Below are 24,072 nucleotides of genomic sequence, written 5' to 3' on the forward strand. Positions count from 1 at the left end.
ATTATTCCTCGCTTGATGTGTTTTGGCTGGGTTGGGAGCCAAACCATTACACCATCGCAAACGAGGCTATCCATCCCATTTTAGCGGGGCTGGACGACATAAACGGTCGTTCTGATGTCGGGCCGCAGCAGTTTGGGCGGCGGCCCGACATCAACTTCTCAATACGTCTTACTCACTGCGCCGGCGACGGCACACCCTGCGGCGCGCGGCCGCCGCGCGGCACCAGCCAGCCGCCATCGGCCAGCCAGTCGGCCAGGCGATCGGGCCAGTGGACATCCGACAACCGTTCCGAACGCTGCCCCATATTGAACGCATGGTCGGTGTCGGCATACATATGCAGTTCCGCCGACACGCCGGCCGCCACCAACTGCTGATACAGCGCCACCGCCGGCGGGCCACAGCATTTGTCGGCCGAACCGGCGACGATGAAGGCCGGCGGCGCGTTCGCCACCGCCTTGGCCGGCACGCCCAGCGGCCCTGGATACACCAGCACCTGGAAGTCGGGCCGCGCGCTTTGCTTGTCGACCGCGTCCTGCTTCGCTCCCGCCGGCGGCGCGGGATTGTCGGCCACCAGCGACACCAGTTCGCCGCCGGCCGAAAAGCCCATGACGCCAACCCGGTCGGGATCGACGCCAAATTCCGCCGCGTGCGCCCTCACCCACCGCACCGCGCGCCGCAGGTCGGCGGCGGCGTCGTTCTCGATGCTGTAGGTGGAGCCCTGGTCGCGCGCCAGCCGGTACTTCAGCACGAAGGCCGTCACACCGGCGCGGTTGAGCGACTTCGCCGCCACCATGCCCTCGTTCATCCACACCAGCATGCGATGGCCGCCGCCGGGCGCAATGACGACCGCGGCGCCGTTGGCATGGCGCGCATCGGCCTTGGCCACCGTCAGCGAAGGATCGTGGATGTTGCTGACATAGGTGTTTTGCACCGTCTCCGCTTCGCCGTGGCGCTTCTCCGATCCCGGGGCGCCGTCGGGCCACAGCAAGTGTGTTTGTTGGGCGCCAGCCTGCACGCAGACGGACATCAGGACCGCCAGCACCACGCCACCGAATTTTTTATACACCATTCAAGCCTCCGGTCGAGTAAAGCGCGCGGTGAGTCAGGATGAACAGCGTGCGTCCGCCCTCGCCACCGAAGATCAGCTGTAGCGGGCGTTCCGGCACGTCGATGCGGCCGATTTCCTTGCCATCGGGCGAATAAACGAATATCTGGCCGTTGGCGACATAGACATTGCCCGCCGCGTCCACGGCCGCGCTCTCGCCGCCGCGATTGGCCACCGGTTTGAGATCGGTGATGCCGCCGCCGGCGCCGATCACACCACTGAAGGTGCGGTTCTCGGAGCCGTTGGTGAACACCACGCGGCCATTGCGCCCGGCCGACACCAGGCCGTGCGTGTCGAGCGTGTCCGAGAAGCGCCAGCCCAGATGATCGTACGGCCCCTGCTGGAACACGCGGTAGGCCGGCAGCACCAGCGTGCCGTCGGGCGAGACGTACTCGCGCTTTTTCGGCAGCGCGACGTCGCGCGCGAACATCTCGGCCAGCGTGGTGAACTCGTAGGTCTCGGGATTGAGCTGGTCGCGGAACTCGCCGTTCTGCCAGAAGTTGACCGGCACCACGGTCCTGGCGCCGGCATGGGCCTTCGCCGGCGTCGGCTTGATCAAGGTGATCTCGCCGGCCGGGCGATCGGGATGGAAGGAATACACCGTGCCCTCGACGCCGTGCGACGACAGCACCATCAGCGCGCCGCTGTTGTCGATGGCAAGGTTGACCGGATCGAGCGGCGCGTCGCGCACCACCACCAGTCCCTTGTCCTTCGTCCAGCTATAGATGCGCTGGAAGCGGCGGTCGACGAAATACAGCTTGCCCTTGGCATCGACCACGCCACCGGCGATCGAATAAAAGCCGTCCTCCAGCTTTTCCACCTTGACCGGATTGGCCGCCGGCGCCGCCGGGTTGGCGACGATGTCCAGCATCGCGAACTCGCGCTCGCGCACGTTCAGCTTGTGGGTGACATCGCGCAGCGCGTTCTCGAACGGGAATTTGCTGGCGCGCAGATAGGTATCGCAACCGTTGGCGTCGCAGGTGGCATAGCCGCTCTCGCCGTTCACGTGCACATTGCGGAATCGGATATCGCTGGAGTTGGTCATCTTGACCGCCGCCGGTGCCGGCTTGATCGAACGGGTGACGCGATAGGCGTGATAGTTCGCGAACAGGATGTTGCGCGAGTTGCGGATCTCCAGCGACACCGCATCCATGCCGTCGCGGACCTCCTGCTCCGTTTGCGGCGCCAGGAATTCCCAGTTTTCCACGTTATCGAGCACGATCTCGGCGCGCACATGATGTTCGGCGGAGAGCTCGTAGACGCGGCCCGGCGTCTTGGTGTCGGAAACGTAGAACCCGGCCTGGGCGAAGGTGCTCGGCGACCAGACCGCGACGAAGGTGCCGCCTCCGCCGTCGGTCACCCAGATGCTCGGATACTGGCGATCCCAGTGCGCGGTCGGATCGAAGTCGGCGCGTTTTTGATACGGGTCGCGGCGCACGCCATCGTAAAGGCGCGTGCCGTGGCCGCCCTGGATGCGGATGTCGTCGACCAGCGAATGCTCGCCGGCCTTCCACAGCAGCGCGACCGCGCGCGGATTGACCTCGCCGGTCGCCAGCCCGAAGCCGGAGACGATGGCATCGCCGCCCCTGGCGCTTTCCAACAGCGCTTTGGGGCCGTCCACGCCGGCGTAAAGCGGCGAGCCATTCGGCAGCAACAGCTGCGTCAGGCCCGGATGCAGCCCGACGATCACAGTGTCCGGCTTCATGCGGATCGTATCGTTGACGAGGTAAAAGCCCAGCGGCAGATACACCACGCGGTGGTTGTCGATGGCTTTTTGAAGCGCCGCCGTGTCGTCGGTCTGGCCGTCACCCTTGGCGCCCAGGGCGCGCGCGTTGGCCCATTGTGTCGTCGGCGGCAACGCGCGCAGCACGCGTTTGGGCGCGGCCGGCATCGCGTCCAGCGGCGCGATTTTGGAAATGGTATCGAACTTTCCGGTGCTGCCCACGCCCGGCAGCATCAAGCCATAATTGAATTCGCTGACGCGGTAGATGGCGCCCGGCGCGGCGACCTTCCGACCGCTGTCGCGGAACTGCGCGAACACCGGCGTGTTGCGCGCCACGGCATTGTCGAAGCCGACCTGGGTGTAGACATTGTCCTCGTTCGAAATGATCACAGCCGCCTTCGACACATTCTCGAAGCGCACATCCTTACCCCACAGCCAATCGCCGTAGCCGCGATCGATCTCGATACCCACTTTGGTATCGCGGATGGCGACGTTGATCATCGTCAGGCCGGCTTCGTGCTCGCGGATCGCCGCGTCGCGCTGGCCTTCGAAGGTCGAATCCATCAGCGTGAACTGCCATGCCGGCGACGTTTTCTCCGACAGGATGCCGTAACGGCCGCCGTAGAACTTCAGGTTGAAGCCCTCGTTGCCGACCTGGTAGATGCCCGCCAGGCCGGAGCCGATATGGAAGTCGATGTGGCTCAGGTTCGAGTGCTGCGCGGTGCGCAGGCGCACGGCGGCGGCGGCCGGATTGCCGTCGCCGATTTCAAAGTCGACATTGCTCATCGCCGAATAGAACGTCGACGAGTTCGCGTCGCGCACGTTCTCGCTGAACGGCACCGCCGTCGGCACGGGAACCGGCACCTTGCCCACCCTGTACTGGTCGCCGCCGGTGAACACCACCATGTTGGCGACGCCCTTCTGGAAGCCCGGGGTGCGCTCGCCCAGCACCAGCACCGGCCGGGTCGGACCGACGCCGTACAGACGCACCGCCAGCGGTATCAGGATCGTGCGCGTGATGCGGTAGCGGCCCGACGGCAGGAACACCACCCCGCCCTCGCCCTTGTTGGCCGCGCTGTCGATAGCTTGCTGGATGGCGGTCGTATCGTCGGCGCGGCCGTCGCCGGTGGCCTTGACCTTGACCGCCAGCGCGTCGTTCGGCATGGTCTGGTAGACGGAAACCGAGGCCGCGGCCCGGGCGCCGTCCACCGGGACGGCCAGTATCGCCACGGTTGCCAGCAACAACCGCGTTAAAGATAATCTCATTTGCTTAGTCCTTAGATAAAGATCGATAGGAGCAATACGAAAATCAGACCAAAGACGCCAACCAGCGTTTCCATCAACGTCCAGGAGCGGAAGGTATCCTTCAGCGACAGGCCGAAGTACTCCTTGAACATCCAGAACCCGGAATCGTTGACGTGGCTGCACATCAAACTGCCGGCGCCGATCGCCAGCACCATCAGGCTCGGATCGATGCCCGAGCTTTGCACCAGCGGCGCGACGATGCCGGCAGCCGTCAGTCCCGCCACGGTGGCCGAGCCGAGGCAGATACGTATCAACGTGGCCACCAGCCATCCCAGCACCAGCGGCGGCACCGGCAGGCCGCCCAACTGCCGGCCCAACTCCCCGCTGACGCCGGAATCAACCAGCACCTGTTTAAGCGCCCCGGCGCCGGCGATCACCAGCAGGATGGGCGCGATATCGCGCAACGCGTCCTGCGCGCCGGACATCAGCGACGGCAGGCTTTTGCCGCGCGCCAGTCCCAGGGTCACCAGTGCCACGGCCAGCGCGATCAGCATCACGATCATCGGATTGGCCATGAAGGTGATGAGCGACTTCAGCGCCGGATCGGACGTCGGCACCAGCGTCAACGCGGTGGCCGAGGCCAGCAGCCAGACCGGCAGCAGCGCTGTGGCGAAGCTGTTGAAAACACCTGGCAGCTGCGCCTCCTCCAGCAGCCCGGCGCGGAACATCGGCGCCGGTTCGCTGTGGATGCGCTTGAGCGTCATCGCGAATATCGGCCCGGCGATGATCAGCGTTGGAACCGCGACGATCATCCCGTAGAACAAGGTGCGGCCCATATCGGCGTGGAACTGGGCCACCAGGGCCGTCGGCGACGGGTGCGGCGGCAGGAAGCCATGCGCGATCGACAGCCCGGCCAGCAGCGGTATCGCCAGCGCCACCGCCGGCCGCCCGCTCTGGTACACCAGCGAGAACACCAGCGGCACCAGCAGCACGAAGCCGACGTTGTAATACAGCGGAATCCCGGCCACGAAGCCGGTCAAGGTCAGCGCCACCGGCATGCGCGCCGAGCCGAATACGCCGATCAGGTAACTGGCGATGCGCTGGGCGGCGCCGCTGTCGGCGATCAATTTGCCGAACACCGCGCCCAGGCAGACGATGACGATCAGCGATCCAAGCAGATCGCCGATGCCCTTGTCGATCGATTTGGGGATGGTCTCCAGCGGCATGCCAAGCAGCAGCGCCGCCGCCAGCGCGGCCACCACGAACGCCAGCAGCGGCTGCACTTTGCCCCAGGCGATCAACAGCGTTAGAAGGCCGACCGACAAGCCGACCGCCACCATCCCCCACAATGCGGGCGTCACGCCGAAAAGCGCCGCCAATGGACTTGTGATGCTCATGACGGCGCCCTCGCTTGAAAGTTAGAAGTTGTAGCGCACGCCGACCCGGTACACACGACCCAGCACGTCGTACAGCTGCGGGTTGATACCGAAGCTAAGGTTGGTCTGCGGTGCCGGCGCCGGATCGACATTGCCGATGTTATCGATCTTGAAGTACGCGGTCGTCTTGTCACCCAGCTTGTAGCTGCCACCAAGGTCGACGTAGAACGCGCCCTTCATCTTGTTGTCGAAGATGGTCGGGTGGATCGTGGTCGACACCGGGCAGTTGGTCTGGCACTCGATGTACTCGTTGCTGTAGACGCCTTTGCTGATCCAGCGTTCGGTCAGCGTCAGGCTGTACTTGTCGGTGTCCCACGACTGCGAAGCCAGGCCTTTCCACTTCGGCGTCGCGCCCAGGTTGGCGCCGGCGCCTTCCGACGGGATCGTGCCGACCACGCCCGGATCGGTCAGGAAGCTGATATTGCGGGTGACCAGCGCGCGCAAGGTCAGACGGCCCGGCACACCCCAATCCTTCAGGTTCATACGGTAGGCGCCTTCGAGGTCGTAGCCTTTGGTGCGCAGCGACGCCAGGTTAAACGCCTGCACCGTCACGTAGTTATTGCTTGCCACGGGGCTGTTCAACACCATCGCGCCGCAGATCTCCTGATTACCGGCCACGCACAAATCGACCTCCTGCTGCGCCGTCAGCGCCGAGATCACGCCATCGACCTTGATGTCGAAGTAATCGATGGAGGCGCTGAAGCCCGGCGCCCACGATGGCTGCGTCAGCACGATGCCGGCGGTGTTGTTGCGGGCGATCTCCGGACGCAGGCGCGTGTTACCCACGGTGCGCTGCTGGATCCCGATCGTGTTGCCCTGGTACGCGACCACGTTGTTGACCACCACCTGCGCCGCATACAACTCGCTCAGGTTGGGCGCGCGCACGTCCTTGGACGTCACGGCGCGCAGGCGCAGGCCATCGATGCCGGTCTTCCAGCTGGCGCCCAGCTTCCAGCTCTCCACATGGCCGGAGGTGCTGTATTTGGTGTGGCGGTCGGCCATGTTGACGTTGGCCTCGCCCCAGGTGGCGGACTTCAGCACCGGCACGTTCAGCTCCACATACGCTTCCTTGACGTTGTAGGTGCCGCTGGCGTTATGGTAATTACCGGCGTACCAGTTGTTACCGACGGTGGTGTTAAGCAGCGGATCGGCCGGATACTCGGCGGTGTTCTGGCTGTCCGGGAAGATGCCGTTGCCGTAAGGGTCGCCGGTGACCTTGTAGTGTTCGCGGCGGTATTCGGCGCCGGTGGCCACCGCGACCGGGCCGGCCCACGACTCGAACGCCTCGCCGCTGAAGTTGACGCTGGCGACGTCCTGCGTCTGGCGGGTGTGCTGGCGCGGACCGTTTTCCGGCGCGATGTACGACCAGGTGGCCGCGTCGACCGGGTTGTTACCGATGATATTCAGCGGCTTGCACCCGGATGCGGCGGCCACCGGATTGCGGCAGACGATGGTGCCGTCGGCGGCGCGCACGGCGTCGATGGCGGCGTTGTAGCGGGCGTTCAGCGTCATGTCGTTGACGATGATGTCGGTCTTGTTGGCGCCATGCTCGGCGTACGCGTCATACGACCACTCCTTCCCCAGCAACTGGAACTTGCCGGTGCCGCCCACCACCACGCGCTCCATCTGGCGGGTCGGATGGACGTTGATATTTTCGGGGAAGATGGCGTTGGCCGTACCGTACTGGAAGCTGGTGATGTTATTGGCGGCGCAGGCGGCGGCGATCGACGCCGGCAGATAGGGATTGCTGCACTGGATGGTCAGGTTGGCGTTCTTGGCGGCGCCGGGATTCGGCGAAAACGCCGACTTCACCTTGCCGAAATTGGCCGTCATGTAGATCTCATGATCGGGATTGATGTCGAAGCCGACGCGCGTGTACGCCACCTGGCGGGTAAGATCCATCGCCAGGTTGGTGCCGGCGCCGACGCTGCCGCTCAAGTCCCCGCCGATGCACAGCGGATTGATACAGCCGGTCACCGCGCCGGTGCCGGTCGGCACGCCGTTGGAACCGTAGTTGAACTGGTACGGCTGGCCGTTGGCGCCGAAGGCCGTGCCCTGCAGCGGGCCGTTGGTGATCAGGCCATACTTGGCGTACTGGTACTGCTGCGCGTGCAGCACCGAGTAGTACTGCGGCTTGCCATCCTTGGTCTGCGACAGCGGGCGAACCTGGAACGCCGGATTCTGGTACCAGGTGCGCCCGTTCGGACCGACCTCGCCGAAGCCGGGCGAATCGATGCCCTTCTGGCGGCCGTACTCGCCGCTGACCTGCACATGCAGGCGGTCGTCCATGAAGGAGTCGCCCCACGCGGCCTGCAAGGTGCCGTTCTTGTCGTCGTGATAGGTGGTCTGGCCGCCCATCACGTTGGCCTTGAAGCCCTGGAAGCGCTTATCGGTGATGAAGTTGACGACGCCGCCGATCGCGTCCGAGCCGTACGACGCCGAGGCGCCGCCGGTCACCACGTCCACGCGCTTGACCAGCAGTTGCGGGAACTGGCTGACGTCCGTCACGCCGGTGACGTTGGCGCCCACCACGCGCTGGCCGTCCAGAAGGGTCAAGGTGCGGATCGCGCCCAGGCCGCGCAGGCTCAATGAGCTCAGGCCCTGGACCCCGCTGCTGGTGCTGTTGGTGCTGGTGGTGCGGCCGGTGCTGCCCTGCAGGGCCGGCAACTCGGCGATGCTGTTGAAGATGTTCGGCTGCGCGCCCTTGGCCAGGTCGTCGGCGCTCAGGGTGGTGGTCGGTGTCGGCTGCGTGAAGCCGCGCGCGGCGATGCGCGAACCGGAGACGGTGACCACATTCTGCACCGGCGCCGCCGCTTCCGGCGCGGCCGGTGCCTGCGGCGCGCCGCTCTGTGCTTCCGCGCCGGCCGGCGGGGTTTGGGTTTGCGCCTGGGCCTCGGCTTGGGCCTGGGCCTGGGCCTGGGCTGATAAGGCGATCCAGCTGCAAGCGCTGGCGACGGCCAGGCGCATGATGGTGTTGCGTGTAGGTGTAGTCATGTTGGTCTCCGTTTTTTTGTCTGTAATTGTTCGCGCGGTACTGCTGACGGTCCGCTGCGTTGTGCTGCCTGTGATGCCCTGTGCCGCCAGTCCGTCACGTCCGGCCGTCCGCCCCTCCCTCGCTGGCCAGTATCGACGCCACCAGCTGCGCCGGCGGCGCCGTGATGGCCAGCGTGATTCCCGCCTCGTCGGCCTGCAGCGGTTGCAGGTCCTTGAACTGGCTATCCAGCAGCGACGGCGGCATGTAGTGGCCGACGCGCGCCAGCATGCGGTCGGCGATCAGTTCGCGCGCGCCGCTCAGATGGGCGAAACGCAGCGCTGGATCGGCGGCCCGCAGCAGGTCGCGATAACGGCGCTTGAGGGAGGAGCAAGACAGCACCAGGCCGACGCCGGCCTGGCGCGCCTCGCCGATCTTGGCCTGCAGCGCCAGCAGCCAGTCGGCGCGGTCGTCATCGGATAGGGGCAGGCCGGCCGACATCTTGGCGACATTGGCCGGCGGATGAAACTGATCACCCTCGACGAAGGCCACGCCGCGCGCGGTCGCCAGCGCTTGGCCGACCGTGCTCTTGCCGCAGCCGCTCACGCCCATGACGACCCAGCGTATCGGGTGGTCTTGCGGGCCGCTGGAACTGTCCATCCATCTCTCCGGGTAAGTTAGCGCTATCATTTCAATTCTGAGTAAGGCGCACCAACTGCTGCGCGCACTCTCTCGTTTGAAACTGGGATTGGTTCGGTGATGTCGGCCAACATCAAGTTAGCGTTATCATCGGTAGGTGAACTCTAGCGCAACGCAGAAATTTGTAAAGGATTATTAATATTGCATCGCAGCATATGAGCCGCGTTCAACAGCACGGCCACGCCCGCGCCGATATGGGCGACGCGGTGCAGCACGGCCGTGGCAGGCCCGCAACATCAGCCGGACCACGGAGACACGCGGGCGCGTGTCTCCGCTCAAACGATGAACTTGTAGCGGGACGCCTCTTCCGCCAGCAAATGTTCGTCCTTGCCGCGCAGGCGGCCCATGTTGCGACGGTGCGCCGGCTCCGACACAACGCGCGCGATCACCGGTTCCAGCACGCCGCGCTCGCTCAGGTAAGCGGCGGCGCTGTCCGGCCCTTCCCGATCCGCCTTTTCGATACCGGTTTGTACAATCTCCGACGACACCAGATCGGGACGAAAAGTGTGGCTACTGGACATGATTATCTCCTCAACGAGACACGTATTGTGCGCCTGTTGCACCAGTCCGGTGCGTGCGTTCGCTCACTTTGGGCAATTTAGCCACATCAATTTTTTCTATCGCGATGTCATCGTGGCGTCATACCAGCGAAGAACAAATCGGCGGCCCGCGCCACCAACTGCTGGATCTCCTTGAGCGACAACGGCGGCGGGTCGCGCTGGAAGATCCGCGCCGACACCTCGGCCGTCACCAGCGCCGTGTACTGGCGGGCCGCCACGGTCGCGTCCACCCGGCGGATCTCGCCGCGCGCCATCGCCGACTCCAGCACCGACGCCAGCACCGCCGTCGATTCGCTCGGCCCGGCGTCGTGGAACAGCTGGCCGGCGTCGGAGCGCCCGGCCTCGGCCACCACCATGCGATACACCGCCAGCGCCTTCTTATCGTTGGTCAGCACGTGCAGCATGCGCTCGCCGAAATGGATCAGCGCCATCTCCAGCGCGGTGCGCCCGACGATATCGGTCGGCAGCTCGCGCGTGGCGTCGAACAGGTGCGCGGTGGCCACGGTCCGAACGACCGCGCCGAACAGCTCCTCCTTCGACGGGAAATAGCCGTACAGCGTCGCCTTCGAACCGCCCATTCGCTTGGCCAGCTCATTCATCGACGCGCCCTCGTAGCCGGCCTCCTGGAACAACTCCGCCGCCGCCTCGATGATCGCTTGGCGCCGCGCCTCGGTTCGTACCTTCATTGATGCCCCATATCTAAACCAGAACGTACATTTTATTGCAAATCTCGCACGGTGAATAGCGTATCCGAGGCGTGAAAGCCGCCATTTCAGCTTGACAGCCGGTATTGATCGCATCAATACTGTACATGTCGGTTCAGTTTTAAAACATCAACCCTCCATCCAAAGGCACACCATGCACGCATTGTTCAAGTCCACCGCTCCCCTGTTATCGGCCGTTTGCCTCGCGCTCGCCGGCTGCGCCAGCACCCAACCGGTGCCATACGCCGGCCTGGCGTCGTCGAGCCAACTGCGACCCAACACCAACGACCAGACCGGACGCATCCCCTACAACTACATCACGCAAGCGAATCTGCGGGACTATCGGAACATCATCGTCGATCCGGTGGTGGTGTATCGCGGCCAGGACAGCCAGTTTGAAGAGGTGACGGAGGCGGACAAGGCGGCGCTGGCCGCCTACATGCAGAGCGAATTCGAAGCCAAACTGCGCGGCCGCTTCAACCTCACCCGCGACGTCGGCCGCGACACGCTGCGCCTGAAGCTCACGCTGACGGGGGCCAAGTCCAGCACCCGTTTTCTGAGCACGGCGTCGCGCTTCGATCTGGCCGGGGGGCCGTACAACGCGGTGCAGGCGGTGCGCGGCAAGGAAGGCGCGTTCACCGGCTCGGTGATGTACGCGGTGGAGCTGTACGACGCCTCCACCAACCAGCTGCTCAACGCCTACGTCACCAAGCAGTATCCCGGCCCGTACAACCTTGGCGCCAGTCTGGGACTGATGGACGCCTCCAGGGCCGGCGTGCGCAGCGGCGCCGAGGCGCTGCTCGCGCAGCTGCAATAACGGCGGCGTCGCCGGCTATTCGAGGTTCTCGTGGTGGGCGGACGCGCCCTGCTTCCAGTAGGCGGAAATGCGCGCCGCCTCGCGCGGGAAAGCCTTGTCGACGAACAGGATGTCGCGCACCTGGCTGGCCATGCGCGCCTCGCCCGCGCACCAGATAAAGCCGTCGCCTTCCGGCAGTCGCATGGCGCGGAAGGCCTCGACGACGTCCTCCGGCGTCGGCGCCAGCTGCACGCGCAGCCGCGCGGCGCTGGCAAATTCCAGGGCGGCGGCCTCCTCGCCGGTCACCAGCACCAGCACATCGGCCGCCGCCGGCAGTTCCTCCAGCCGGCGGCGGATCGCCGGCAAGGCGGTGGCGTCGCCGGCGAGGATGTGCCAAGCATAATCGGTCGGGATGATCATCGATCCCTTGGGACCACCGATGACGGCCTGCTGGCCAACCCGCGCCTGGCGCGCCCAATCGGTCATATGCCCCTCTGTGTGCAGCGCGAATTCCAATGTGAGCTCGCGCGCGTCGCGGTCGTAGCGGCGCGGGGTATAGTCGCGCATCACGCGCTCGCCGGCGGCATCGTGCAGGATGAACTTGACGTGATCGTCATACGACAAAGAGACGAAATCGTGCAGGCTCTCGCCTTTGAATGTTACGCTAACGAAATTCGGCGCCAGCTGCCGCACCTCGCTGACCGTCACTTCGCGCGGCTTGAGTTCGTGGCGAACTCGCTGAATACGTTTATCATTCATACAAATCACCTGTTAGTTGACAATGTCCCCTATTCTGCAGAAACAAGTTAACCTTGTCAACCAATTTGGCAGCGGTCCGGCCGAGGCTATTTTCGACTCGATCCACTCGCTGATGCACATGTACCGGTCGATGCAGCTGCGCAGCCTGCGCGACACCGGTCACGAGCTCACGCACATGGAATACAAGGTGCTGGGATTTTTCGCCAAGCATCCGGGCGCCAGCCAGAGCGAGCTGGTCGCGCATTCGGGGCGCGACAAGGCGCAACTGGCGCGCCTGATGCGGGGGCTGCGCGACAAGAAGCTGCTCGACGCGCAAGTCGATGAAAGCGACCGCCGCAGCGCACGGCTGCGGCTGACCGACGAGGGCATGACGGTGATTCAAGGGCTGCAGGAATTGGGCGCCGAGGTATCGAGCCTGGCGGTGGCCGGCATGAGCGCAAAAGAATGCGCGCAATTGCAGTCGCTACTACAACGCGTGCGCGCCAACCTCGAACGCGCCGAACCTGCGGAGACACGTAGGGCGGATTAGCGCGCAGCGCGTAATCGGCCATGCCTGCGCGGCCGGCGGCGTATATTCACGGTTGCGACCAACCGCCCTCAGCCTTCAACGCATCGAGGACCAGAATCTCGTCGTTAGCCTTCCCTATAGTTCTGGTCCGGGTGCAAATATTAGCAAAAAGATGGCCACGTGACTCGTACGCGTAAATCAGATACGACTTGCCCACTTCATACGGATACTCATGGGCTTCGAATCCTATATCTCCGGCAGCGTTTCTGTGATTGGCCGTGTAAAGCGTGACGTCACGACTTTCGACCCCTTTCCACCACGAGTGGGCGGCCACTCTCACCACTTGGCTTTCAAGACCGCTCTCCGCGTGGTCCTGGGCCGGAATGTATTCGATCGCGGTGACGATGCCGTTGAAGACGGCCGCGCTGCTAGCCACGGCAAGCTTCACCACCGATTTAAGGGAAGCAAATTCACCCGAGCCAGGCATCGCGTTACAAGCGGCATCTGCTACGCCAGACCCGGTAGCCAGCGCAAAGACCGCCGCCGCTTTAAAAACAAAACGCATCATAAAACCTCGGGAAAACCTTGGGAAACCTTGGGGGTCGGAAACCTTGGGGGTCAAGTCTAACATTCAGACACGTACACATCTTTGGTCAGCATCGGCCTCCCGGCAACGCCTGCGATACCAAGGTACTCCTATCGTGCACTTACCGATCAGGACGTGTACGAATGTTAGACTTGACCCCGTCGCTGATCAGGACGTGTACGAATGTTAGACTTGACCCCGTCGCTGTGACCCCGTCGCTGACCCCGTCGCTGACGCAGTTCGGATGAGAGCAATGATGAAAGATGATCGATGATACAGGTGTCCGGCTTGTCCAAAAGCCTGGGAGCACAGACCGTGTTCAGGAGCTTGGCGTTCGAATGGGGACCGCGCGGCGCCATCTGCATCTGCGGGCCGAACGGCTCAGGCAAAACCACCTTGCTCTCCATGTTGGCCGGAGCCAGCGCGCCCAGCGCGGGCGATATCGTGCTAAATGGCCGCAGCCTGGTGCACGCCCACCAAGCCGCGCTGGAGGTGGTTTCCTACGTTCCCGACGGCTGCCCGGTGTATCCGTTTTTAAGCGGACGCGAGTGGCTCGACTTCGTCAAGTCCATCCGCCCCTGCGACCTCGGGCGCGAGCGCGAGCTGCTGGAGCGCTTCAACATCGCGCACTTGCTCGACATGCGCATCGACAGCATGTCGCTCGGCACGGCGAGGAAGTTCATGCTCACCGCCGGCTTGATCTGCGAGGCCGCTATCCTGATCCTCGACGAACCCACCAACGGCCTCGACCTGGCTTCGTTCGACGTCTTGCGCGACGCGCTGGCGCGCCACCGGCAGCAAGGCCTGGTGGTGCTGAGCTACCATGATCCGGCGCAACAACGGCAGCTCGACGTCACGGCGGTGCAATTGCACGCGCTGGAAGCGTAATGAGCGCGGCGACGGGCGGCGGGGAACCGGCATGAGCACCTTCGGCCGGCTGTGGCGCTGGCGCCTGACGCATTTCCGCGTCACGTCCCTGCGGTTGCTGGAGCGGCGCTGGCAAAACGTCCTGTTCCTGCTGTTTATGCTGTCGCCGGCCCTGATGCCGCTGCCCGAACAAATCTACTGGCTCGGCCGGCCGGTGGCGGTCATGGCCGCGCCAGGGTGGGACGGGCTGGCGCTGGGCGCGCTGGGCCTGGTGACCCTGTTCGCCTGGTTGTGGACCGGCTTGCAGGCGCACGCGCTCGACGGCGCCGGCGCCTGGCGCCACCTGCGCGCCATGCCGCTCGGCGCCAGCATGGCGCTGCGGGTCGACCTGGCGGTGCTGGCGGTGGCCGACCTGCCGTTGTGGCTGCCGTTTGCCGCCGCCATCTTCTCGTTGCGCGGCGATCCGGCGGCCGTGGCGATCGTGGCCGCCCTGGCGTTGCAGCTGCCGCTGTTCCAGGCGCTGTGGTTGAGGGGATCGTGGCGCGCCGCCGCCGGCTGCCTGCTGTTCGACGTGGCCGGCATGGCGTTGCGCGCCGGCGGATTATCGCCGTGGCTGTTCGCCGCAATGGCGGCCGGCGGCGCCGGCACCGCCCTGGCCTGCCTGATCCGCTCGCCCGGCCCCGGCATGCGCGGCATGGCAGTGGTGCCGCGCGTATTGCGCCTGGGCGCCGGCCGCGCCCGCATCCTCAATCTGGCGGCGATCGATCTGCGCCACCTGTTCAGGGTCAGCCAGCTGGCCCAGCATGTGCGTCTGCTGCTGTGCATGGCATGGCCGCTGCTGTTGAACCGCTTGCTCGGTTTGAGTGCGCTCGACGACGCCAGCAGCCGCGTCGCGCTGCTGTGCCTCGCCTGGCCGCCGCTGATCTTCAACCTGTCCGGCCTGGCCGTCGATCTGGCGGCGCTGCACGCGCCGATGCTGCCGCTGCACCGCGCGCTTGGGGTGGCCGGGCACCAGTTGCACACCGCCATGCTGCTGGTGCTCGGCACGCTGTTGAGTCTGGCGTGCCTGCCGCTGGCGACCGCGCTGTACCCGCATGGAAAGTCGCCGCTGGTGCTGGCGCTGTTCCCTGTCGGGGTGGCGACGCTGGCGGTGTGTGCGCAGCTCAATCTCAGCGCCCGCGCCCGGGGTTTTCTTCCGAAAGTAGCGGTGGTGGCGACGGCATGCTTTGCCCAGATCGCCCTGCTCTCCCTTTAGTTATTCGTACCGGAACCCGCCGTCGGCGGCCTATTGCCCCGGCACGTCCCATCCACCCGCCAGCGCCTTGTACACCGCCACCAGCGTGGTCGCCGCCCCCGCCTGCGATTGCGCCAGCCGGTCGCGCGCCGTCAGCAGTTCGCGCTCGGCGTCGAGCACCGTCAGGAAATCGGTCGAGCCGACCGCGAAGCGCTCGCGCGCGATCAGCGCCGCCTGTTCCGACGACTGCGCCGCCTCGTACAGCAACGCCGCCTGCCGCTGGCTGCGCGTGTACGCCGCCAGCGCGCCCTCGGTTTCCTCCAGCGCCGCCAGCACCGCGCGCTCGTAGGCGATCATCGCGCCCTCGCTGCGCGCATCGGCCGCCGCGATCTGCGCGCGGATGCGGCCGAAGTCCAGCAAGTTCCACGTCAGCTGCGCGCCCAGGTTGTAGACATACGCCGGCCCCTTGGCCAACTCGCTCAGGTGCTGCGCGTTCTGCCCCAAGGTCCCGCCCAGCACCACCTGCGGGAACAGCGCGCTGCGCGCCACGCCCACCTGCGCCGCCGCCGCGCTGACCTGCGCCTCGGCCAATTGAATGTCCGGGCGCCGCCGCAACAGCTCCGCCGGCGATCCGACCGCCGACAGCTCCACCGCCTGCAATCCTGGCAAGGCCTTCACCGGCTCCAGTTCGGCGTCGAGCGCCGTCGGCTGCTGGCCGCACAGCATGGCGATGCGGTAACGGGTGCGGATCAGCGCCGATTCCAGCGCCGGTATGTTGGCCGCCGTCGACTTGACCAGCGCCCGCGCGCGTTCGCTGTCGAGCGCCGTGCCGCGTCCGACGTCGAGCCGGGCGTCGACCAGCTTGAGCGCCTCGTTCTGCGTCTCCAGCGAGGAGACGGCCACCCGCAACTGCTCCTGCAGGCCGCGTAGGTCGAAGTAGTTGCGCGCCACCTCCGCCGCCACGCTCACCTGCGCCGCCCGAACACCGGCCGCTCCGGCCAGCACATTGGCCTCGGCCGCGCGCCGGGCGTCGCCCAGGCGGCCGAACAGGTCGACCTCCCAGCTGACATCCAGCCCGGCGGAGTAGTTGTTGTTGGTGCTGACGACACCGGCGTCGTTCGGCCCGCGGATGCGCGCGGCGCCGGCGTTGACGCCGATGCTGGGCAGCAGATTGGCGTCGGCGAAGCGGTTCAGCGCGCGCGCCTCGCGCAGGCTGGCGGCGGCCGAGCGCACGTCGGTGTTGGCCGACAGCGCCCGCTCGACCAGGCTGTCGAGCAGCGGATCGTTGAAGCCGCGCCAGAACCGGCTGACCGGCTGCTCGGCCTTGACGCCGGCCGGCGCGTTGGTGAAGCCGGCGCCCAGCACCGGTTCGAAGTGCTTGACCGGCGGCGCGCTGGAACAGGCGCCCAGCGCCAGCGCGACGAAGGATGCAAGTGCGGCGATGCCGGCCGGACGCAGGCGGGCCATGCGGCGAGACGTGATCATAAGTCCTCCTTGCGTGGCTCGTGCGCGGAAGGAGCCCTGTGCGCACCCGGCGCCCCGGCCGGTCCGGCGTCGTCCACGCCGGCGTGGAACGGATGCGCGGCGGCGTCGATCTCGCGCCGCAGTTCCATCGCGTGGGCGCGGCGTTTCTCGGTGCCCTTGCGCAGCAGCGCGTAGAACACCGGCGTCAGGAAGATGCCGAACAAGGTCACGCCGACCATGCCGGAGAACACCGCGATCCCCATCGCGCGGCGCATTTCGCTGCCCGCGCCGCTGCCGAGGATCAGCGGCACCACGCCGGCGCAAAACGCGATCGACGTCATCAGAATCGGCCGCAGGCGCAGATGGCAAGCCTCGATCACCGCGTCCATCATCGATTTGCCCTGCTCTTCCAGCTCCTTGGCGAATTCCACGATCAGGATCGCGTTCTTGCACGCCAGGCCGACCAGCACCACCAGCGCCACCTGCGTGAACAGATTCAAATCGCCCGCCTGGCCGAACGGCGGGAAGTGCGACAGCCACACCCCGAACAGCGCCGACAGGATACACATCGGAACGATCATGATGATGGCCAGCGGCAGGCTCCAGCTTTCATACTGCGCCGTCAGCACCAGCACCACCAGCACCACCGACAGGAACAGCACCGCGCCCAGGGTCGGGATCTTGATGTCGAGGCCCGGCAGGTTCACGGAACGCGTCAGCCGGTCCTGGTAGGCCAGGTCGGTCCACTCGTACGACATGCCGCGCGGCAGATTCTTGACCATGCGTTCGATCTCCGCCTCCGACTGGCCGCTGGAGAAGCCCGGATTGGCGGCGCCGTTGATGTCGGCCGAAGGGAAGCCGTTGTAGCGCGTCACGCGGGTCGGGCCGAAGGTCGGATTGACCTGCATGACGGAGCCCAGCGGCACCATCTGTCCGGCCGCGTTGCGCGTCTCCAGCCGCGCGATGCTGTCGGCGCGGGAGCGGAACGGCGCGTCGGCCTGCACCACCACCTGGTAGGTCTTGCCGAAGCGGGTGAAGTCGTTGACGTACAGCGAGCCCAGATTGATCTGCAAGGTGTCGTAGATATCCTGCAGCGGCAAGCCCATTTGCTTGGCCTTGGTGCGGTCGACGTCCGCGAACAGCTGTGGCACGTTGATGTCGTAGGTCGAATACGGCGTGCCGATGCTCGATTTCGGATTGCCGTAGATCTGACCGAGCACGCCCCAGATCGCGCCGTACAGGGCTTGCTCGCCCTGGCTACCGCGATCCTGCACCTGCACCTTGAAGCCGCCGGCGTTACCGAGGCCGTCGACCGCCGGCGGCGGCACCACGAACATGCGCGCGCCCTGGATCTGCTGGATCGCGCCATTGACCTTGCCCAGGATCGCGTCCTTCGACAGGTCGCCCGAGGTGCGCTTCTCGAACGGCGCCAGGCCGAAGAAGACGATGCCCTCGTTGGGCGAGGCCGAGAAGCCGGCGATCGACAGCCCCGGGAAGGCGATCGAATCGGTGATGCCCGGCACCTTGAGCGCGATGTCGCTCATGTCGCGGATCACCTTCTCGGTGCGTGACAGCGAGGAGCCGGCCGGCAGCTGCGCCACGCCGATCAGATACTGCTTGTCCGGCGCCGGCACGAAGCCGCTCGGGATGCGCGTGAACAGCAGCCCGGTCAGCACCAGCAGCACGCCGTACACCACCAGCGCCAGCGACTTGCGTCCCAGCAGACCGGTCACGCCCCGGCTGTAGGCCGCGCTGCGGCGCTGGAACATGCAATTAAACCAGTGGAAGAAGCGGCCGAACACCTTGTCCATGCCGCGCGAGAGCCGGTCCTTGGGCGCGTCGTGGGGGCGCAAAAGCATCGCCGCCAGCGCCGGCGACAGGGTCAGCGAGTTGAACGCCGAGATCACCGTCGAAATGGCGATGGTGGCGGCGAACTGCTTGTAGAACTGGCCGGACAGCCCGGGCACGAAGGTGAGCGGAATGAACACCGCGCACAGCACCAGCGCGATGGCGATGATCGGCCCACTGACCTCGTTCATTGCGCGCACCGTGGCGTCGTGCGGCGTCAGGCCGTCGGCGATGTTGCGCTCGACGTTCTCCACCACCACGATGGCGTCGTCGACCACGATACCGATCGCCAGCACCAGTCCGAACAAGGTCAGCGTGTTGATCGAATACCCGAGCAACAGCAGCACGGCGAAGGTGCCGACGATCGACACCGGCACCGCCAGCAGCGGAATCACCGACGCGCGCCAGGTCTGCAGGAAGATGATCACCACCAGCACCACCAGCAGCACCGCCTCGATCAGCGTGTGCACCACCTTTTCGATGGAGGTCTGCACGAAGCGGGTCGGGTCGTAGACGATGCTGTAGTCGACGCCCTTGGGGAAGTTGGCCTTCAGGCGCGCCATCGTCGCCCGCACGTCGTCCGACAGCTGCAGCGCGTTCGAGCCGGGCGCCTGGAAGATGGCGATCGCCGCCGCCTCCTTGTTATTGAGCAGGCTACGCAGCGAATAGGTGCTGGCGCTCATCTCGACCCGGCCGACATCCTTGACCCGCACCACCGCGCCGCTGGCCGGATCGCTGCGCACGATGATGTTGGAAAAATCCTCCTCCGTGATCAGGCGCCCCTGCGCGTTGACCTGCAGCTGGAAGTCGGTGTCGTCGGGCGCCGGCGGCGAACCGACCACGCCCGCCGCCACCTGCGCGTTCTGCTCGCGGATCGCCGCCACCACGTCGCCGGCGGTCATGCCGCGACCGGCCAGTTGCTGGGGATTGAGCCACACCCGCATCGCGTAATCGCCGGCGCCGAACTGCAGCACCGACCCCATGCCCGGGATGCGCAGCAGGTCGTCGCGCACATTCAGGTTGGCGTAGTTGCGCAGATAGAGGGCGTCGTGGCTGTTGTCGGGACTGACCATGTGCACCACCATGGTCAGGTTGGGCGACTGCTTCTCGGTCGTCACGCCGATGGTGCGCACGATCTCCGGCAGCCGCGGCAAGGCGCGGTTGATGCGGTTCTGCACCGCCGTCTCGGCCTGCTCCGGCACGGTGCCGATCTTGAAGGTCACCGTCAGCGCCATGCTGCCGTCGGCGGTGGCGCGGCTTTCGAAGTACAGCATGTGTTCCAGGCCGTTGATCTGCTCCTCCAGCGGCGCGGCCACGGTTTCCGAAATCACGCGCGGATTGGCGCCCGGGAACTGGGCGCGCACGACGATCTGCGGCGGCGCCACTTCGGGATACTCCGAAATCGGCAGCTGGAAAATGGCCAGCACGCCGACCAGGAAAATGAACAGCGATAAAACGGTGGCGAAGCGCGGACGATCGATGAAAAACCGTGAGATATCCATGCGTGCGCCCCTCAGCTCTTGGCGACGGCGGGAGCGGCGGGGGCGCCCGGCGGCGCCGCCGCCGGTAATGGCCGGCCGTTTTCATCGAGCTTGACCTGCTGCGGCGTGACGGGGGCGCCCGGGAAGGCGCGCAGCAGGCCGTCGACGATCACCAGTTCGCCGGCCTTGACGCCGGTGACCGCGCGCATGCCGCCGATCAGCGCGCCGGTCTTGACCTCGCGCTGGTCGACGATGTTGTTCTTGCCGACCACCAGCACCACCTTGCGCGTCTGGTCGGTGGTGATGGCGCGGTCGGGCACCATCGTCGCGGAATACTTGCCGCTGCCGACCAGCTGCAGGCGCGCGAACAGGCCGGGCGTGTACAGGCCGTCCTTGTTGTCGAACACGGCGCGCCCGCGCATCGAGGCGGTGGCCGGATTAAGGCGGTTGTCGACGAAGTCCATCTTGCCCTCATGCGGGTAGCCCTCCTCGTTGGCCAGGCCCAGACGCACCGCGTTGGGCGCCTCGCGCGACGACGGCCGCGAGCCCTCGCGCGCGGAGCGCATGTATTTCAGGTAGATCGCCTCGCTGGCGTCGAAGTAGGCGTAGACACGGTCGCTCGACACCAACGTCGTCAACACCGGATCGCCGACGCTCACCAGGTTGCCCTCGGTGATATTGGCGCGCGAGGTGCGGCCCGTCACCGGCGCCGTGATGTTGGTGAACTCCAGATTGAGCCTGGCCTGCGCCAGCGCCGCCTCGGCCGCCTTGACGTTGGCCTGGGCGCTCGCCAGCGCGGCGCGCAGCTGGTCGATCTCCTGCTGGCTCACGCCGCGCACCGCCACCAGTTTTTCGGCGCGCGCCAGCTCGGTCCTGTTCAACTCACCCTGGGTCTTGGCGGCCAGCAGTTGCGCCTCCAGCCGCGCCGTCTCGGCGGCGAAGGGACGCGGATCGATGGTGAACAGCTTGTCGCCCTTCTTGACGACCTGCCCCTCGCGGAAATGCACCTTGGTCAGCATGCCGGCCACGCGCGAGCGGATGTCGACCGTGTCGGGCGCCTCCAGCCGGGCCGTGAACTCGTCGAACTCCTGCACGTCGCGCTGCACCACCGGCGCCACCGACACCGGCGGCGGACCGCCGGCGTGCTGGCCGGCGCCGTCGCCCTTGCCGCAGGCGGCCAAGGTCAGCGCAAGGCCGCACAACAAGGAATGTTTCGCCCAGCGCGAGCGGGACAGTGCGGCCAGAATTTCCATCGTTGACTCCCGGTAAAGGTGACGAGCGTGAGTTGCTGGTTGATACTAATAAAGTAATGAATTCTGACAAAAAAATGTTGGCCTGTCATTAACTTTAAATTCGGCAAGGACTACAAGACGAGGAAAAGACCGAAAAACCCGCCACAGCGCTTCCTACCGGCTTGCAAGTGGCAGTCCTACATCGCCACCGGCCCCCGCGTGACACAATATTGGTCACCTAGCGAGGTCGATGATGGAAGTTCCTTTGAAAAAGCTATCTGAACAAGTCATGGTGATCACCGGCGCCACCAGCGGCATCGGGCTGACGACGGCGCGCATGGCGGCCGAAGCCGGCGCCAAACTGGTGCTGGCCGCGCGCAGCGCCGACGCCCTGCATCAACTGGCCGACGAATTGGCCGCGCGCGGCGCCGAGGCGCTGGCCGTGCCCACCGACGTCGGCGAGCGCGCCGAGGTCGAAAAGCTGGGCCAGGCGGCCATCGACCGCTTCGGCCGCGTCGATAGCTGGGTCAACAACGCCGGCGTGTCGATTTTCGGGCGCCACGAGGACGTCACCGACGAAGACCGGCAACGCCTGTTCCAGACCAATTTCTGGGGCGTGGTGCACGGCTCGCTGGAGGCGCTGCGCCGCATGAAGCGCGACGGCGGCGCGCTGATCAACCTGGGCAGCGAAGTGTCGGACCGCGCCGTGCCGCTGCAAGGCATCTACTCGGCCTCCAAGCACGCGGTCAAGGGCTTCACCGATTCGCTGCGCATGGAAATCGAAAAAGACCAGGTGCCGATCTCGGTCACGCTGATCAAGCCGGCCGCCATCGACACGATGCTGATCGCGCACGCCAAAAACTATCTGCGGCACGAACCGCGCCTGCCGCCGCCGCTGTACGCGCCGGAGGTCGTCGCCAGCGCCATCCTGCACGCCACCCAGCACCCGCAGCGCGACGTCTACGTGGGCGGCGCGGCCAAGATGATCGCCGTGGGCAGCTTCCACATGCCGCGCCTGTTCGACCACTATATGAAAGCGACCATGTTCAAGCAGCAGGAATCGGACCGGCCCGCCCCGCCCGACCGCCACGACACGCTGCACGCGGCCGACAGCCTGGAACTGCGGCAGCGGCTCGGGGCCACCTACAGCCGGGTGCACGAGCGTTCGCCCTACACCGCGGTGGCCTTGCGCTCCGGGCCCCTGACGACGGCGCTGCTGTTCGGCGGCGCGGCGCTGGCCGCGTGGAAGCTGCTGGCGCGTCCGCCGCGCTGACGCGAGGAGTCCCCATGCCCCAAAACGGCCCCGTGCGACTGAAAATCTACCGCTACGACCCGGACACCGGCGAACCGCCGCGCATGCAGGACTACACCGTGGAGGCGGGCTACCGGGGCACCATGGTGCTCGATCTGCTGATGCGCATCAAGGGCGACATCGACGACAGCCTGTCGTTCCGGCGCTCCTGCCGCGAAGGCGTGTGCGGTTCCGACTCGATGAACATCAACGGCAAGAACGGCCTGGCCTGCGTGACCGCGATCACGGAGCTGGACCAGCCGATCGTGCTGCGCCCCCTGCCGGGCGTGCCGGTGGTGCGCGACCTGATCGTCGACCTGAGCGAATTCTGGAAGCAATACCACTCGATCAAGCCGTATTTGGTCAACGACGATCCGCCGCCCGAGCGCGAGCGCCTGCAGTCGCCGCAAGACCGTGACAAGCTCAACGGCCTGTACGAATGCATCCTGTGCGCCTGCTGCAGCACCGCCTGCCCCACCTTCTGGTGGAATCCGGACCGTTTCGTCGGCCCGGCCGGGTTGCTGCAGGCCTACCGCTTCATCGCCGACACCCGCGACAGCACGCCGTCGCAGCGGCTCGACGACCTCAGCGACGCCTACCGCCTGTTTCGCTGCCGCACCATCATGAATTGCACCGACGTCTGTCCCAAGGGACTCAATCCTGCGGCGGCGATCAGCGACATCCGCGACCTGCTGGTGCGGCGCATGATTTGAGCGCGTGGACAAGCGAACCGGGAGGAATTTGACGCAGATCAATTTTTTTCCAGTTAAGACTTGCTAGGCTATCCATACTTTGCCTCAGGTCCTACACATGTCGCCGTCCAACACAGCCGTATTACGCTCCGAACCACCCAGCGCGGACTCGCCATCCACTTGCCGCGACTGCGCCACGCGCGAGCACTGTTTGCCGGCCGGGCTAGATCCCGCCGGCCTGCGCGGCTTCGAACACACGGTCACGCGCCGCCAGCACCTGAAGCGCCACGAGCGCCTCTACCAGCGCGGCATGCCGCTCGAACATCTGTTTATCGTGGCAAGCGGCCAGATCAAAACCGAACGGCCGATGCCCGACGGCCGGCCGCAGGTGGTGGGCTTCCACCTGCCGGGGCAATTACTGGGCCTGGAGGCGCTGGCGACGCACGTCTATCTCTGCGACGCCGTCGCGCTGTGCGACAGCGCGGTGTGCGCGATCTCGTACTCGATGCTCACCAGCCTGATACAGCAGCGCAGCACGCTGCTACTGCGTTTTCACGCGCTGTTCGGCACCGAGCTGGCGCGCCAGCAGAGCAGCATGCTCCTGCTGGGCAACGCCAGGGCGCCGCAGCGGCTGGCCGCCTTTCTGCTGGACTTGGCCGCCAGCCACCAGGCACCCGCGCCGCCGGCGCCGTCGTTCGAACTACGCATGTCGCGCGACGACATCGCGTCCCACCTCGGTCTCGCGCTGGAAAGCGTGAGCCGCCAACTGACGCAGTTCCGCGCGGCCGGACTGCTGGAAGTCCAGAACCGTCGCATTGAACTACTCGACGCCGAGGCATTGCAGGCGATCGCCATTTCTTCTTAGGAGGCA

19 protein-coding genes are annotated in these 24,072 nt (G+C 65.9%); 7 read left to right on the plus strand and 12 right to left on the minus strand.

Annotated elements, in window-relative coordinates:
* Positions 1 to 172 precede the first annotated feature (172 nt).
* The 7 genes from JOD97_RS07625 to JOD97_RS07655 all read right to left on the minus strand — a co-directional run bounded on the left by JOD97_RS07625 (position 173) and on the right by JOD97_RS07655 (position 10,425).
* Entirely contained in the window at positions 173 to 1,069 is an 897-nt protein-coding gene (locus JOD97_RS07625; RefSeq protein WP_209714823.1) for an alpha/beta hydrolase, read from the minus strand.
* Entirely contained in the window at positions 1,059 to 4,094 is a 3,036-nt protein-coding gene (locus JOD97_RS07630) for a glycosyl hydrolase family 28-related protein (RefSeq protein ID WP_209714825.1), read from the minus strand. The genes JOD97_RS07625 and JOD97_RS07630 overlap by 11 nt, the downstream gene beginning before the upstream one ends.
* Positions 4,095 to 4,105: 11 nt before the next feature.
* Positions 4,106 to 5,470 (minus strand): gluconate:H+ symporter, encoded by a 1,365-nt coding sequence (locus JOD97_RS07635; RefSeq protein ID WP_229264220.1) that lies wholly within the window; start codon positions 5,468 to 5,470, stop codon positions 4,106 to 4,108.
* Positions 5,471 to 5,491: 21 nt separating this feature from the next.
* Entirely contained in the window at positions 5,492 to 8,503 is a 3,012-nt protein-coding gene (locus JOD97_RS07640; protein WP_229264221.1) for a TonB-dependent siderophore receptor, read from the minus strand.
* Between the two features lie 94 nt (positions 8,504 to 8,597).
* Positions 8,598 to 9,140 (minus strand): gluconokinase, encoded by a 543-nt coding sequence (locus JOD97_RS07645; RefSeq protein ID WP_229264222.1) that lies wholly within the window; start codon positions 9,138 to 9,140, stop codon positions 8,598 to 8,600.
* A 314-nt stretch (positions 9,141 to 9,454) separates the two neighbouring features.
* Positions 9,455 to 9,700, minus strand: a complete 246-nt coding sequence (locus tag JOD97_RS07650; RefSeq protein WP_209714828.1) for a hypothetical protein — start codon at positions 9,698 to 9,700, stop codon at positions 9,455 to 9,457.
* A gap of 107 nt (positions 9,701 to 9,807) precedes the next feature.
* Positions 9,808 to 10,425 carry a TetR/AcrR family transcriptional regulator gene (locus tag JOD97_RS07655; protein ID WP_209714831.1) on the minus strand — a complete coding sequence of 206 codons (618 nt, stop codon included), beginning with the start codon at positions 10,423 to 10,425 and terminating at the stop codon, positions 9,808 to 9,810.
* A gap of 172 nt (positions 10,426 to 10,597) precedes the next feature.
* On the opposite strand from JOD97_RS07655, the gene JOD97_RS07660 reads away from it, so the two are divergent.
* Positions 10,598 to 11,260 carry a DUF3313 domain-containing protein gene (locus tag JOD97_RS07660; RefSeq protein WP_209714833.1) on the plus strand — a complete coding sequence of 221 codons (663 nt, stop codon included), beginning with the start codon at positions 10,598 to 10,600 and terminating at the stop codon, positions 11,258 to 11,260.
* 15 nt (positions 11,261 to 11,275) lie between these two features.
* Here the strand turns inward: JOD97_RS07660 and JOD97_RS07665 are convergent, their stop codons facing one another.
* A complete protein-coding gene (locus JOD97_RS07665) occupies positions 11,276 to 11,998 on the minus strand; it encodes a siderophore-interacting protein (protein ID WP_209714835.1) in 723 nt (240 codons plus the stop codon).
* A 22-nt stretch (positions 11,999 to 12,020) separates the two neighbouring features.
* On the opposite strand from JOD97_RS07665, the gene JOD97_RS07670 reads away from it, so the two are divergent.
* Entirely contained in the window at positions 12,021 to 12,527 is a 507-nt protein-coding gene (locus tag JOD97_RS07670) for a MarR family winged helix-turn-helix transcriptional regulator (protein ID WP_229264223.1), read from the plus strand.
* Between the two features lie 46 nt (positions 12,528 to 12,573).
* Here the strand turns inward: JOD97_RS07670 and JOD97_RS07675 are convergent, their stop codons facing one another.
* Positions 12,574 to 13,137: a hypothetical protein gene (locus tag JOD97_RS07675; protein WP_209714838.1), complete on the minus strand. Its 564-nt coding sequence runs from the start codon at positions 13,135 to 13,137 to the stop codon at positions 12,574 to 12,576.
* Positions 13,138 to 13,362: 225 nt separating this feature from the next.
* On the opposite strand from JOD97_RS07675, the gene JOD97_RS07680 reads away from it, so the two are divergent.
* Entirely contained in the window at positions 13,363 to 13,980 is a 618-nt protein-coding gene (locus JOD97_RS07680; RefSeq protein WP_209714841.1) for an ABC transporter ATP-binding protein, read from the plus strand.
* Positions 13,981 to 14,011: 31 nt separating this feature from the next.
* Positions 14,012 to 15,214 (plus strand): hypothetical protein, encoded by a 1,203-nt coding sequence (locus tag JOD97_RS07685; protein ID WP_209714844.1) that lies wholly within the window; start codon positions 14,012 to 14,014, stop codon positions 15,212 to 15,214.
* Positions 15,215 to 15,244: 30 nt separating this feature from the next.
* Here JOD97_RS07685 and JOD97_RS07690 read toward each other — a convergent pair whose 3' ends face one another.
* Genes JOD97_RS07690 through JOD97_RS07700 form a run of 3 tightly spaced genes read right to left on the minus strand, consistent with a single transcriptional unit; the run spans position 15,245 to position 21,239 of the window.
* Positions 15,245 to 16,678, minus strand: a complete 1,434-nt coding sequence (locus JOD97_RS07690; RefSeq protein WP_209714847.1) for an efflux transporter outer membrane subunit — start codon at positions 16,676 to 16,678, stop codon at positions 15,245 to 15,247.
* The gene (locus JOD97_RS07695; protein WP_209714850.1) at positions 16,675 to 20,007 is read right to left on the minus strand and encodes an efflux RND transporter permease subunit; all 3,333 of its coding nucleotides are present in this window, start codon (positions 20,005 to 20,007) and stop codon (positions 16,675 to 16,677) included. The genes JOD97_RS07690 and JOD97_RS07695 overlap by 4 nt, the downstream gene beginning before the upstream one ends.
* Before the next feature lie 11 nt (positions 20,008 to 20,018).
* Positions 20,019 to 21,239, minus strand: coding sequence for an efflux RND transporter periplasmic adaptor subunit (locus JOD97_RS07700; RefSeq protein WP_209714852.1), 1,221 nt, complete (start codon positions 21,237 to 21,239; stop codon positions 20,019 to 20,021).
* Positions 21,240 to 21,483: 244 nt separating this feature from the next.
* Here JOD97_RS07700 and JOD97_RS07705 point away from each other — a divergent pair, with 244 nt between their 5' ends.
* From JOD97_RS07705 to JOD97_RS07715, 3 genes are all read left to right on the plus strand, one after another.
* Positions 21,484 to 22,491 (plus strand): SDR family oxidoreductase, encoded by a 1,008-nt coding sequence (locus JOD97_RS07705; protein ID WP_308937226.1) that lies wholly within the window; start codon positions 21,484 to 21,486, stop codon positions 22,489 to 22,491.
* Between the two features lie 14 nt (positions 22,492 to 22,505).
* Complete coding sequence (locus JOD97_RS07710) at positions 22,506 to 23,222, plus strand: succinate dehydrogenase iron-sulfur subunit (protein ID WP_229264224.1); 717 nt, start codon at positions 22,506 to 22,508, stop codon at positions 23,220 to 23,222.
* A gap of 190 nt (positions 23,223 to 23,412) precedes the next feature.
* Entirely contained in the window at positions 23,413 to 24,066 is a 654-nt protein-coding gene (locus JOD97_RS07715) for a Crp/Fnr family transcriptional regulator (protein WP_209714855.1), read from the plus strand.
* Positions 24,067 to 24,072: the final 6 nt, after the last annotated feature.

The organism is Duganella sp. 1411 (genome assembly GCF_017833525.1).
Classification (GTDB): Bacteria; Pseudomonadota; Gammaproteobacteria; order Burkholderiales; family Burkholderiaceae_D; genus Rugamonas.